Genomic DNA, 12,747 nt, shown 5'->3' with positions numbered 1-12,747 from the left:
TTTGCACCATTTAAGGGCTGCAAATTCCTTATATGTGCAATTTTGGTGCATCGTCTGCATGGCGCAGTATTTTTGGTCAAAGCTTGAACAATTTCCGCTATAATCCGCGCCCCTGTTTTTCCGCTGCCTGTTCGGGCGCTTATTTCATGAAGCTGATCGTCAAAGTTTTCCCGGAAATCACCATCAAGAGTCGCCCGGTGCGCAAGCAGTTCATCCGCCAGTTGGGGAAGAACATCCGCGCCGTGCTGCGCGATCTTGACCCCGCCCTGCGGGTAACGGGTGTATGGGACAACCTGGAGGTGGAAACCGACCTGGACGATCCCAAGCTGCTCGCCGAGATGACCGAGCGCCTGCGTAACACCCCTGGTATCGGCCTGTTCCTCGAGGTCAACGAATACCCGCTGGGCGATCTCGATGACATCACCGAACACTGCAAGCGCCATTATGCCGAGCAGCTACCGGGCAAGATCTTCGCCGTGCGCTGCAAGCGCGGCGGCAAGCACGCCTTCAGCTCCATCGACGTCGAACGCCATGTCGGTTCGCGCCTGCGCCGCGAGTGCGAGGCGGCCGGTATCGATCTGAAGAAGCCGGAAGTCGAAGTGCGCATGGAGATTCGCGATCAGCGCCTCTTCGTGGTGCACAACCGCCACGAAGGCCTGGGCGGCTACCCGCTGGGCTCGCTGGAGCAGACGCTGGTACTGATGAGCGGTGGTTTCGATTCCACCGTGGCGGCCTACCAGATGATGCGCCGCGGCCTGGTCAGTCATTTCTGTTTCTTCAACCTGGGTGGCCGTGCACACGAATTGGGCGTGATGGAAGTGGCGCACCATATCTGGCAGAAGTTCGGCCGCTCGCAGCGCGTGCTGTTCATCAGCGTGCCGTTCGAGGAAGTGGTCGGCGAGATTCTCGGCAAGGTCGACAACAGCCAGATGGGCGTGATCCTCAAGCGCATGATGCTGCGTGCCGCGACCCGTATTGCCGAGAAGCTGCAGATCGAGGCGCTGGTCACCGGCGAGGCGATCAGTCAGGTGTCGAGTCAGACGCTGACCAACCTGGCGGTGATCGATTCGGCCACCGACATGCTGGTGATGCGCCCGCTGATCGCCAGCCACAAGCAGGACATCATCGACACCGCCACGCAGATCGGCACCGCTGAGTTCGCCAAGAACATGCCCGAGTATTGCGGCGTGATCTCGGTCAACCCGACCACCAAGGCGCGCGGTTACCGCGTGGAGAAGGAGGAGGCGCAGTTCGACATGGCCATCCTCGATCGTGCCCTGGAGCGCGCGACCCAGCTGCCCATCGATCGGGTGATCGATGAGCTGGGCAAGGACGTGCAGGTCGAGGAAGTGCGCGAGGCCCTGGCCGGGCAGATCGTCATCGACATTCGCCACCCCGATGCCGCCGAAGACGAGCCGCTGGACGTGCCGGGTGTCGAGGTGCAGGCGCTGCCGTTCTACGCGCTGAACAACAAATTCAAGGAACTGGATGAGAACCGCCAGTACCTGCTGTATTGCGACAAGGGCGTCATGAGCCGCCTGCATGCCCATCACCTGCTGAGCGAGGGGCATGCCAATGTGCGCGTTTATCGTCCGGCATAGGACGCCGGGGTTGAATGGCGGGAGTATCCGCCATCGCCCTCCCGACCTGGCGCTTCAAGCGATGCCCTGTCTGGTTCGCTGAAACAGTTTTGTTCATATTCGTCGTCCAGGCTGGGCGACACACCGAATCCTCTGATCGAGATACACACAGTGATCGAAAAACTGCGCAACATCGCCATCATCGCCCACGTTGACCATGGCAAAACCACCCTCGTCGACAAACTCCTGCGTCTGTCCGGCACCCTCGACCGCAAAGAAGCGGAAAACGAGCGCGTCATGGACTCCAACGACCAGGAAAAAGAGCGCGGCATCACCATTCTGGCCAAGAACACCGCGCTGAAGTGGAACGACTACAACATCAACATCGTCGACACCCCCGGGCACGCCGACTTCGGCGGTGAGGTGGAGCGCGTGATGAGCATGGTCGACTCCGTGCTGCTGGTGGTCGACGCCCAGGACGGCCCGATGCCGCAAACCCGTTTCGTGACCCAGAAGGCGTTCAAGGCCGGCCTGCGTCCGATCGTCGTGGTGAACAAGATCGACCGTCCGGGCGCGCGCCCTGACTGGGTCATCGACCAGATCTTCGACCTGTTCGACAACCTCGGCGCCACCGACGAGCAGCTAGACTTCCCGATTGTCTACGCCTCGGCCCTGAACGGCATCGCCGGCCTGGACCACGAGAAGATGGACGACAACATGGACGCCCTGTTCCAGGCCATCGTCGACCACGTACCGGCCCCGGTCGTCGACGTCGACGGCCCGTTCCAGATGCAGATTTCCCAGCTGGACTACAACAGCTTCCTCGGCGTGATCGGCATCGGCCGTATCGCCCGTGGCACCATCAAGGCCAACAGCCCGGTGACCGCCATCGGCGCCGACGGCAAGCGCCGTAACGGCCGTATCCTCAAGATCATGGGCCACTCCGGCCTGCAGCGCGTGGAAGTGCAGGAAGCCACTGCCGGTGACATCGTCTGCGTATCGGGCATGGACGAGCTGTACATTTCCGACACCCTGTGCGACCAGAACAACGTCGAGGCTCTGCCGCCGCTGACCGTCGACCAGCCGACCGTGAGCATGACCTTCCAGGTCAACGACTCGCCGTTCGCCGGCAAGGAAGGCAAGTTCGTCACCAGCCGCAACATCAAGGATCGCCTGGAGAAGGAACTGCTGCACAACGTCGCCCTGCGCGTCGAGCCGGGCGAGACCCCGGAGAAATTCAAGGTCTCCGGCCGTGGCGAACTGCACCTGTCGGTGCTGATCGAAACCATGCGCCGTGAAGGCTTCGAGCTGGCCGTGGGCCGTCCGGAAGTGGTGATCATCGAGAACGAAGCCGGCGAGAAGCAGGAGCCGTACGAGAACGTCACCATCGACATCGAAGAGCAGCACCAGGGTTCGGTGATGGAACAGATGGGCCTGCGCAAGGGCGATCTGACCAACATGGTGCCCGATGGCAAGGGCCGTATCCGCCTGGAATACACCATCCCGGCGCGCGGCCTGATCGGCTTCCGTAACAACTTCCTGACCCTGACCTCGGGCAGCGGCATCCTGACCTCGACCTTCAGCCACTACGGTGCGATCAAGGCCGGTGAGGTGACCAACCGTCAGAACGGCGTACTGGTCTCCATGGCCACCGGCACCGCGCTGACCTATTCGCTGGAAACCCTGCAGGCGCGCGGCAAGCTGTTCCTCGAGCCGGGCCAGGAGATCTACGAAGGCCAACTGTGCGGTATCAACAGCCGTGACAACGACCTGGTGATCAACCCCACCAAGGGCAAGAAGCTCGACAACATGCGCGCTTCCGGCAAGGACGAAGTCATCGCTCTGGTGCCGCCGATCAAGTTCACCCTCGAGCAGGCGCTGGAGTTCATCGCCGACGACGAACTGGTGGAAGTGACGCCGAAGTCGATCCGCCTGCGCAAGAAGTACCTGAACGAGAACGACCGCAAGCGCTTCGAGCGCGCCAAGGTCTAAGAGCGGCTGCAAGCTTCAAGCTGCAAGCGACAAGTGAAGAGCAAGGCCCCGCCGGAGTGATCTGGCGGGGTCTTTGCGTTTCATATCCAGCTTCGGGTTTGTGGCGTTGAAGTTGCCTGCGGGATCTTTATTCGTGATCGAGGATGGCGAATTGGTATCATCGGGGCTGGCGTCGATTGCTTCGGTTCGGTGCCTGCATTACGGCGTCCAGGGAGGTGTAAACCAATGAATGGTCTGGCAGTGCTGATTCTGGCTGCGGAGAGTGGTGTAAAACAGACGCGTTGGGCTGAGCCAGCCCCCAAACAATTGATCCAGGTGCGTGGTGAAACCCTTCTCGCACGCACGTTGCGCCTGCTCGCAGAGCGCGGCGTGAAGGCGCCCTGGTTGCTGACTGCCAGTGAGGCGTTGGCGAGTTATCCAGTGCCGAGCTGGTGCCCGCTGTGGCGAGAAACCAAGGCTCACAGCCTGCTCGCGGCTGAAGCCGTGGTGGGAGCCGGGGATCTGCTGGTGCTCTACAGCGACGTGTATTACTCCGAGGCGGCCATCGACACCATCCTGGCGTGCTCAGAAACTCGCTTCTACGGGCGCGACGGGCGTAGTGCCTACACCTTCAAGGACTATGGCGAGCTGTTCGCGGTGCGTATCGCCGAAGCTGATCGTGGCCGTGCGCGCGCTGCGCTGGAGCGTGCCATCAGGTTCTACCAGGACACGGGAAACCAGAGCTTCTGGTCGTTCTATCGCTTGATGGCGGGATTGCCATTGGCTGATCGCAAGGCCATCGAGCGTCGGCTCTTCGTGGATATTCACGATGAAACGGATGATGTCGATTTCGCCGAAGAGGTTCCGTTGTTGCTGGCCGCTATTGACAAGCCCCTGATCTGGCGAGTAAGGCACCTGATGCGCAGGTTGAGCCTGGCCAACAAGAAGCGTCGCGAGCGGGCACGCCATGTGGCGGGACGAAGCTTGGAGGCCGTTTGAGGGCAGAGATTTTCGGGGTGATCCTGTGGCGCATGGGCGCCTATGGATATCTTTCGCTAGCGCATACAACAGGCTCATCGCGGAATCATGGGGAAGTCGGGCTTGATACCGGATTGGCAAGTTTGTGTTGGCTTGTTGATTGTTCTTGTGTCTGTTCCGAATTGCCGCGTTTTTGCTGATGTTTTTGGTTTCGCCCTCCCGGGCGAGTCACTTTTGACGGGCAAAAGTAACCAAAACCCTCCGCCCGGTCATCCGGCCCTCGCTGCGCGAGGGTCCGCTCACTCCATCGCCGCTCCAGAGGCCCGCCGCGGTGGGCCGTCCCTGGCCCATCGCGGCTCTCGCGACATCCATGTCGCTCAACCTCTTCCACGACGATTCCGTTCGCCCTCCTGGGCGGGCTCTGCACGCGCCTGAACCCGAGGTAACCCAGAATTAGCGTGGAGTGCTTGAACATGGGTCAGCCTCAGGGCTGACCAGAATGCCGGCTGGAAGCCGGCAAGCTATCCAGACGAATGAAACTGCGCGAATGAAAGTTTTGGTTTAACCCGGCGGCCACGTCATGGCTCCACTGCTACCAGAGCACGCCGGGCATGCCCGAAACCGATGTACGTTCAGGCGCGCTAACTCCCCCTTCAGAAGGCCGAACGTAGGCGCTGCGCAGGGGGCGAGTGGCATGGATGCCACGAGATACCGATGGCGGCCCCGCGTAATAGGCCAGGGATGGCCCATGTACGCCGACCCCGGAGCGGTGCCGGAGTGAGGGGAGTCGAGCGCAGCGAGACCCGGATGGCGGGGGTGCGTTTCTTTTGCTTACTTTTCTTTGCGCATTTCAAAGAAAAGTGAGTCGCCCGAGGGGGCGAAACAAGAAGTTTCCGAACACACCGAAGCGGCGTCCAGAACGCCAACGCAAGCCAACAAGGGCACACAAACTTGCCAGTCCGGTGTCAATCAGGCATTCCCCTGAACATGCGATGCCCATAAAAAAGCCCCGGTGTCCGTAAGAACACCGGGGCTTTTCTACGTCAGCCTCACTGCGGTCTACAGGCCAGCAGCCCGTAGGCCGTCAACCCGATCAACAGCAGCAGGCTGAGGGTCATCACTCACCTGCCACCTGACGCAGGTTCTGCGCCGGGGTGTCGTCGAGGTTGTTGAGCATGCGCTCGCTGTACCAGTCGAGGAAGTTGATCACGCCGAACTCGTAGGTCTTGGAGTACGGGCCGGGCTGGTAGGCGGTGGAGTTGATGCCGCGCTGGTTTTCCTCGCCCAGACGACGATCCTGGTCGTTGGTGGCATCCCAGACTTCGCGCAGGCGAGCCACGTCGTAGTCGACGCCTTCCACCGCGTCCTTGTGCACCAGCCACTTGGTGATCACGATCGACTCCTGGGCGCTGACCGGCCACACGGTGAAGTTGATCATGTGGTCGCCCATGCAGTGGTTCCACGAGTGCGGCAGGTGCAGGATGCGCATGGAGCCCAGATCCGGGTCGGTGATGCGACCCATCAGCTTCTTGCAGCCTTGCTTGCCATCCAGGGTCATGGACACGGTGCCCTTGAGCAGTGGCATGCGCACGATGCGGTTACGCAGGCCGAAGCTGGCATGGGCGTAGGGGATGTTGTCCTTCTCCCAGCGGGTGGTGCACTCGGCGACCTGATCCTTGAACGCCTGGCTGGCGCGCGGATCGGTGACGTCGTCCCATTCCAGCAGGGTGTTGAGCAGTTCCGGGTGCGAACCGTTGCAGTGGTAGCACTCGCGGTTGTTCTCGATCACCAGCTTCCAGTTGGCTTGCTCGCGCATGGTGCTCTGCACCGCGACCTTGGTGTTCTCCATGTCGTACGGCTCCATGTAGTGAGCCAGGGTCGCGAGGAATTCGTCGATGGCCGGCGGGTTTGCCGCCAGGCTGATGAAGATGAAGCCACCAGCGGTCTTGCAGTGAACCGGCTTGAGGTTGTAGTCCGACATCTTGAAGTCGGCGCCCATCTCGGTGCCAGCGAACAGCAGACGGCCGTCCAGCTCGTAGGTCCACTGGTGGTAGGGGCAGACCAGCTTGGCGACCTTGCCCTTGTCCGACACGCACAGGCGCGAACCGCGATGGCGGCAGACGTTGTGGAAGGCATGGATCTGGCCTTCGGCACCGCGGATGACCAGAATCGGGTTGTCGCCGATCTGCACGGTGAGGAAGTTGCCCTTGGCCGGAATCTCGCTGACCATGCCGGCGATCAGCCACTCCTTGTGGAAGATCTCCTGCATGTCGACCTGGAACAGGCGCTCATCGTTGTAGAAAGGCTGCGGCAGCGAGAAGGTGTGATCGCGCTCGTGCAGCATCTCCGCGGTGGCCTTGCGGACGGGCTCTAGTGGGTCGCCCAGGCTCAGGTTTTGGGTGCAGTCCATGAATGGCTCCTCAATTGGTCGACGCGTCGCGCCGGCCGGTAAAAGTGGCTGTTACGGTAAATGCCGCAAGGTGTTCGTCAATCGCTGCTGCCTGCGATGGGCGTGCATGCTTGGTGAGGCGGAGTGTGGAGCCGGGCAAAGGGGAAACCTTGTCCATGGGCGACATGGCCGGATGCGTTTCCGACGCGCCAGGCCCCGTGTCATGGGGCAGGTCGCGATAAGTATGTGGATGTCGTTGGTAGATAAATGACGACTCTCTGCCTTTCGCACAATCCGCCGCATATAGGCCGATATCCGGCCACGTGGAGAGCTGTTCATGACCACTACCAACGCCTTCCTCAACCCGGTTACCACGCAGACCTGGACCAATGGCCGCCACCTGGTGCGCTGCGTCAAGGTCATCCAGGAAACCTGGGATGTCCGTACGTTCTGCTTCATGGCCGATCAACCGGTGCTGTTCTTCTTCAAGCCGGGGCAGTTCGTCACCCTGGAGCTGGAGATCGACGGCCAGCCGATCATGCGTTCGTACACCATTTCCAGCTCGCCTTCGGTGCCCTACAGCTTCTCCATCACCATCAAGCGCGTGCCGGGCGGCAAGGTATCGAACTGGCTGCACGACAACCTCAAGGAAGGTGACGAGGTGCCGGTGCATGGCCCTGTGGGGCTGTTCAACGCCATCGACTTCCCATCCGACAAGGTGCTCTACCTCTCCGGTGGTGTCGGCATCACGCCGGTCATGTCCATGGCGCGCTGGTTCTACGACACCAATGCCAACGTCGACATGGTCTTCGTGCACAGCGCGCGTTCGCCCAAGGACATCATCTACCAGCGTGAGCTGGAGCACATGGCGGCGCGCATCAGCAACTTCAGCGTGCATGTGATCTGCGAGAAGCATGGCCTGGGTGAGGCCTGGGCAGGCTATCGTGGTTACCTGAACAAGCCGATGCTGGAACTGATCGCGCCGGACTTCCTCGAGCGCGAGATCTTCTGCTGTGGCCCAACGCCCTACATGAGCGCGGTCAAGCGTCTGCTCGAGGCGTCCGGCTACGACATGAGCCGCTACCACGAGGAGGCCTTCGGCCCCACGCCGCCGGAGATCAGTGCCGAGGTCAAGGAACTGGCCGCCGAAGCTGCCGATGCCCCGGAAGTGCCGGTGGGCGAGCTCAATCAGGTGGAATTCATCAGCACCGGCAAGAGCATTCGGGTCGCGCCTGGCGAGACCGTCCATGCTGCCGCTGCCAAGCTCGGTCTGCACATTCCCAAAGCCTGCGGCATGGGCATCTGCGGTACCTGCAAGGTGATGAAGACCGCCGGCGAGGTGGACATGGAGCACAACGGCGGCATCACCGACGAAGATGTGGCCGAGGGTTACATCCTGTCTTGCTGCAGCGTGCCCAAGGGCGACGTGGCGATCGATTACTGATCGCCACGTCTGCTCTGGGGCTGGTGCGCGCAGCGCACCCTACGGGTCTGTAGCCCGGATGAAATCCGGGACGGTCGATCCGTTTCCCCGGATTGCATCCGGCTACCTGGCTGCACAATCAGAGGCTCCGCTTGCGGGGCCTCTGGCGTTTTCAGGCGCTCATCACTTCACGGATATCGGCAGCGAGCTGGCGCACGCGGGCTTCGTCGCTATCCCAGCTACACATGAAACGCGCGCCACCGGCGCCGATGAAGGTGTAGAAACGCCAGCCGCGGGCGCTGAGGGCGGCGATGGCCGGCTCCGAGAGCTGCAGGAACACGCCGTTGGCCTCCACCGGGAACATCAGGCTGACGCCGGGGATGTCTGCGACCAGCGAAGCGAGCAACTGAGCGCAGCGGTTGGCGTGCTGGGCATAACGCAGCCAGGCACCGTCCTGCAGGATGCCGACCCAGGGCGCCGATAGATAGCGCATTTTCGAGGCTAGCTGGCCGGCCTGCTTGCAGCGGTAGTCGAAGTCCTCGGCCAGCGCCTTGTCGAAGAAGACGATGGCCTCGCCTACCGCCATGCCGTTCTTGGTGCCGCCGAAGCACAGCACGTCGACTCCTGCTTTCCAGGTCAGCTCGGCCGGGCTGCAGCCGAGGAAGGCGCAGGCGTTGGAGAAGCGCGCGCCGTCCATGTGCAGGTGCAGGCCCAGTTCCTTGCAGGTCTGGCTGATGGCGCGGACTTCCTCCGGGCGGTACACGGTGCCGACTTCGGTGGCCTGGGTGAGGGTGACCACGCGCGGTTTCGGGTAGTGGATATCCTGGCGTTTGAGGGCGATCTCACGGATCGCCTGGGGTGTCAGCTTGCCGTTCTCGGTGCTGGCCAGCAGCAGCTTGGAGCCGTTAGAGAAAAACTCCGGTGCGCCGCATTCGTCGGTTTCGACGTGGGCGGTCTCCGCGCAGATCACGCTGTGGTAGCTCTGGCACAGCGAGGCTAGGGCCAGGGAGTTGGCGGCGGTGCCGTTGAAGGCGAAGAACACTTCGCAGTCGGTGTCGAGCAGGCGCCGGAAATGATCGGCGGCGCGCGCCGTCCATTCGTCGTCACCGTAGGCGCGTTGGTGGCCCTGGTTGGCCTCGGCCATGGCGGCCCAGGCTTCGGGACAGATGCCGGAATAGTTGTCGCTGGCAAATTGCTGGGCATTGTCGGGCATTGGCGCGTTCCTTCTGAAAAGCAGCCGGCAAGGGTGCCGGCAAATCCTCACTATACTGCCCGCGCAGCGCTGGCGGCGTCCGTTGCAGCGACGTGTTGTTGCGCTGATGCGATGCGCCCTGCATGGGGGGGGCGTGCACAGCCGTTCGGCTCCGGGATGGAACTAGAGGCTTTGCATGGGGTTCACACCTTACAGAGAGCGGCATTCGGTCCGCTTTCCGTCATCCAGAGAAGGAGTTTTCCATGCCTTATCGTCATCTGCTTGCCGCCGCTCTACCCCTGGTTCTGGCGCTGCCCGTCAGTGCTGCCGAGTGGTCGGACAAGGCCAAGAACGACTTCGTGCAGCAGTGCATCAACGGCGCCCCGGCTGGCTACGAAGAGCCGCAACTGCGGGCCTATTGCGACTGTGCGGCGACCAAGGTCAGCGAGGAGTTCAGCGAAGAGGAGCTGGAGGCCATGAGCCGCCAGTCGCCACCGGATCAGGCCATGCAGCAGCGCCTGGTGAAGGCCTCCAGCAGTTGCAGTGGCGAACTCAAGCCCTGATCGCCTGCTGAGCAAATGCTGTGCGTTTGCGCCGGAGCCCCGTGGGCTCCGGCCTGGCGTCAAGTGTCCACAGGCAGCGCACAGAGAAGTCCAGGGTATTTGTGCACAACAGATCTCTATCTGATTGATCTTGTTCGATTTTTGATCGTCCGGCGGCAGGCCTTGGTTTTCCTGGCCTGAAGCACTCCTCGAACAAGCTGCGCACAGCTTCATCCACAGCTTCTGTGCATATCCCCAGGCATCGTTCCTTGCTGGCATCCGCAACGGGTGGGTAAGCCGGCACGCTGCGGTGGGTGTATGGACAACGAACAGCGGCAGAAGCTCCAGTCTCCACGGGGGCTGCGATGATCTGACTACAACTTTTCCACAGGGTGATCCACGGTTTCTGTGCATTATTGGTAGTCGCTAACTGTTTGATATCGATCAGGAAACGAACGATTGGCCGGAGCCTGCGTGAAGCCTGGCGATGAGCGCTGTGTGCACGGCTTATCCACAGCTTGATCCACCTGTGGGGTGGATAAGGCCGGGGCGGCGTTTAATACCTTGGCGTCGATTCTGAGCAACAGGTCAACTTGGCTGGCCGTGACAATCGCAGCATTACGTCCTGCTGCGCGTCGCCGCCAAGGAGTCCTGTCATGGTCATCTGCGTTTTCCACCCGAGCAAATTCGCAGTCTCACCCTCGCCTCTGTCGCGAGCCGATGTACCTGCTCCCGGCCTTGTGCAAGGCGTTGCGGCATGAGCGCAGCGCAGAAGGTGGCGGATGCCGCCGTGGCGTCTATCGGTTTCCTGCTGGATGAAGGCTTCTGTCTGATGGCGTTGGCTGCTGCTCTGGAACCGCTGCGTATGGCCAACCAGTTGGCTGGGTGCACGCTCTACCGCTGGCAGACGCTCAGTCTGGATGGGCGAGCACGGCGTGCCAACAATGGCATGTGGGTCACCCCGGATCGCGCCCTGGGCGCAGTGGATAAGCTGTATGGCTTGATCCTCTGTCGTGGCGATGACGAGGCGCAGGCGCACAGGCCCGAGTTGGAGTGCCAGTTGTGTGACCTGGCACGAGCCGGCGTGTTTCTTGGTGCGCCCGGCCTGGAGCCGATGCTGCAAATGATCGGCGGCCGCCATGGCCGAATGCTGACCAGGGCGATCAGTGAGGGGCTGGCATTCGAGCCGTTGCCGACCCCGAGCCAGTTGCTGCACTGAGCGCCGTCACGGAGATGCAGGGGCGAATTCATTGGCGATAGGGCCTGGCTCCATGTCCGCAATGATCGCGAATGAATTCGCCTGCAGTGGCAAAGCGGATCCGGCCAACTTCGGGTCGCAGGCGTACAAAAAAGTTCGGGGTGCTTCTGCTGCAATCCATTGCAACGGCTCATCAGTCCGATGGGCCGCGTCACCAGCAAAGGGATTGATGCCATGCAGATGCCGCAAACGCTTCGGATTGAAAACGGCGAAAAGGTCAAATCGACCTTCTCCGCCGAGGAGTACGCCAATCGTCACGCCAGGCTGCGCGCGCACCTGGCGAGCGAGAACATCGATGCGGCGGTCTTCACCTCGTACCACAACATCAATTACTACAGTGACTTCCTCTACTGCGCCTTCGGCCGTTGCTATGCGCTGGTGGTGACCCAGGACGCCATCGTCAGCATCAGCGCCAAGATCGACGGCGGCAGGCCGTGGCGGCGCGCCGTCGCTACCGACAACATCGTCTACAGCGACTGGCAGCGTGACAACGACCTCGCCGCTATCAAGCAGGCGCTGCCGAAGGCTCGCCGTATCGGTATCGAGTTCGATCACCTGACCCTACACAACCGTGAAAGGCTGGCGGCCCGTTACCCGAATGCCGAACTGGTGGATGTGGCCGCACCCTGCATGCACCTGCGCATGATCAAGTCCGCCGAGGAGCAGGCACTGATCCGCCATGGCGCGCGCATCGCCGATATCGGCGGTGCGGCGGCGCTGGAAGCGCTGTGCGATCAGGTGCCGGAGTACGAAGTGGCCCTGCATGCCACCCAGGCCATGGTGCGCGCCATCGCCGCCACCTTCGAGGAGGTGGAACTGATGGACACCTGGGCCTGGTTCCAGTCCGGCATCAACACCGACGGTGCGCACAACCCCTTGACCACGCGCAAGGTCAACGCAGGCGACATCCTCAGCCTCAACTGTTTCCCCATGATCGCCGGCTACTACACGGCTCTGGAACGCACTCTGTTCCTCGATCACTGCAGTGACGCGCATCTGCGACTCTGGCAGGCCAACGTCGAAGTGCATGAGGCCGGGCTCGCCCTGATCAGACCAGGCGTGCGCTGTTGCGATATCGCCCATGCACTCAACGAGATCTACCTCAGTCATGATCTGCTGCAGTACCGCACCTTCGGCTACGGCCACTCCTTCGGTGTCCTCAACCATTACTACGGGCGTGAGACGGGGCTGGAGCTGCGCGAGGATGTCGAGACCCTGCTGGAGCCGGGCATGGTGCTGTCCATGGAGCCCATGATCATGCTGCCGGAGGGCCTTCCAGGCGCCGGCGGCTATCGCGAACACGACATCCTCATTGTCCACGAGAGCGGCGCCGAAAATATCACCCGCTTCCCCTATGGCCCGGAGCACAACATCATCGCTCGATAGTGAGCTGCCGTGCCGCTGCTATGGCAAT

At 61.8% G+C, this 12,747-nt stretch carries 9 protein-coding genes; 7 read left to right on the top strand and 2 right to left on the bottom strand.

The features are described 5' to 3' along the window. The first annotated feature begins 146 nt into the window (after positions 1 to 146). The 3 genes from thiI to OU800_RS21125 all read left to right on the top strand — a co-directional run bounded on the left by thiI (position 147) and on the right by OU800_RS21125 (position 4,550). The gene (gene thiI, locus OU800_RS21135) at positions 147 to 1,601 is read left to right on the top strand and encodes a tRNA uracil 4-sulfurtransferase ThiI (RefSeq protein ID WP_268179307.1); all 1,455 of its coding nucleotides are present in this window, start codon (positions 147 to 149) and stop codon (positions 1,599 to 1,601) included. A 150-nt stretch (positions 1,602 to 1,751) separates the two neighbouring features. Continuing rightward, on the top strand, positions 1,752 to 3,572 hold the full coding sequence (gene typA, locus OU800_RS21130) for a translational GTPase TypA (RefSeq protein WP_268179306.1): 1,821 nt from the start codon (positions 1,752 to 1,754) through the stop codon (positions 3,570 to 3,572). A gap of 240 nt (positions 3,573 to 3,812) precedes the next feature. Then, positions 3,813 to 4,550, top strand: coding sequence for an NTP transferase domain-containing protein (locus tag OU800_RS21125; protein WP_268179305.1), 738 nt, complete (start codon positions 3,813 to 3,815; stop codon positions 4,548 to 4,550). Positions 4,551 to 5,646: 1,096 nt separating this feature from the next. Here the strand turns inward: OU800_RS21125 and gbcA are convergent. After that, complete coding sequence (gene gbcA / locus OU800_RS21120; RefSeq protein WP_268179303.1) at positions 5,647 to 6,939, bottom strand: glycine-betaine demethylase subunit GbcA; 1,293 nt, start codon at positions 6,937 to 6,939, stop codon at positions 5,647 to 5,649. Between the two features lie 316 nt (positions 6,940 to 7,255). Between gbcA and gbcB the strand changes: the two genes are divergently transcribed. After that, positions 7,256 to 8,362 (top strand): glycine-betaine demethylase subunit GbcB, encoded by a 1,107-nt coding sequence (gbcB, locus tag OU800_RS21115; RefSeq protein ID WP_268179302.1) that lies wholly within the window; start codon positions 7,256 to 7,258, stop codon positions 8,360 to 8,362. A 151-nt stretch (positions 8,363 to 8,513) separates the two neighbouring features. On the opposite strand, the gene OU800_RS21110 is transcribed toward gbcB, so the two are convergent. Continuing rightward, positions 8,514 to 9,554 carry a threonine aldolase family protein gene (locus tag OU800_RS21110; RefSeq protein WP_268179301.1) on the bottom strand — a complete coding sequence of 347 codons (1,041 nt, stop codon included), beginning with the start codon at positions 9,552 to 9,554 and terminating at the stop codon, positions 8,514 to 8,516. A 242-nt stretch (positions 9,555 to 9,796) separates the two neighbouring features. On the opposite strand from OU800_RS21110, the gene OU800_RS21105 reads away from it, so the two are divergent. From OU800_RS21105 to OU800_RS21095, 3 genes are all read left to right on the top strand, one after another. Then, positions 9,797 to 10,096 carry a hypothetical protein gene (locus OU800_RS21105; protein ID WP_268179300.1) on the top strand — a complete coding sequence of 100 codons (300 nt, stop codon included), beginning with the start codon at positions 9,797 to 9,799 and terminating at the stop codon, positions 10,094 to 10,096. A gap of 736 nt (positions 10,097 to 10,832) precedes the next feature. After that, positions 10,833 to 11,294: a hypothetical protein gene (locus OU800_RS21100; RefSeq protein ID WP_268179299.1), complete on the top strand. Its 462-nt coding sequence runs from the start codon at positions 10,833 to 10,835 to the stop codon at positions 11,292 to 11,294. A 213-nt stretch (positions 11,295 to 11,507) separates the two neighbouring features. After that, a complete protein-coding gene (locus OU800_RS21095) occupies positions 11,508 to 12,719 on the top strand; it encodes a M24 family metallopeptidase (protein ID WP_268179298.1) in 1,212 nt (403 codons plus the stop codon). The last annotated feature ends 28 nt before the right edge of the window (positions 12,720 to 12,747 follow it).

Source organism: Pseudomonas sp. GOM7 (assembly GCF_026723825.1).
In the GTDB taxonomy this organism is placed as follows: Bacteria; Pseudomonadota; Gammaproteobacteria; order Pseudomonadales; family Pseudomonadaceae; genus Aquipseudomonas.
The sequence above is the reverse complement of the archived record's forward strand: the minus strand, read 5'-3'. Positions and strand labels throughout refer to the sequence as shown.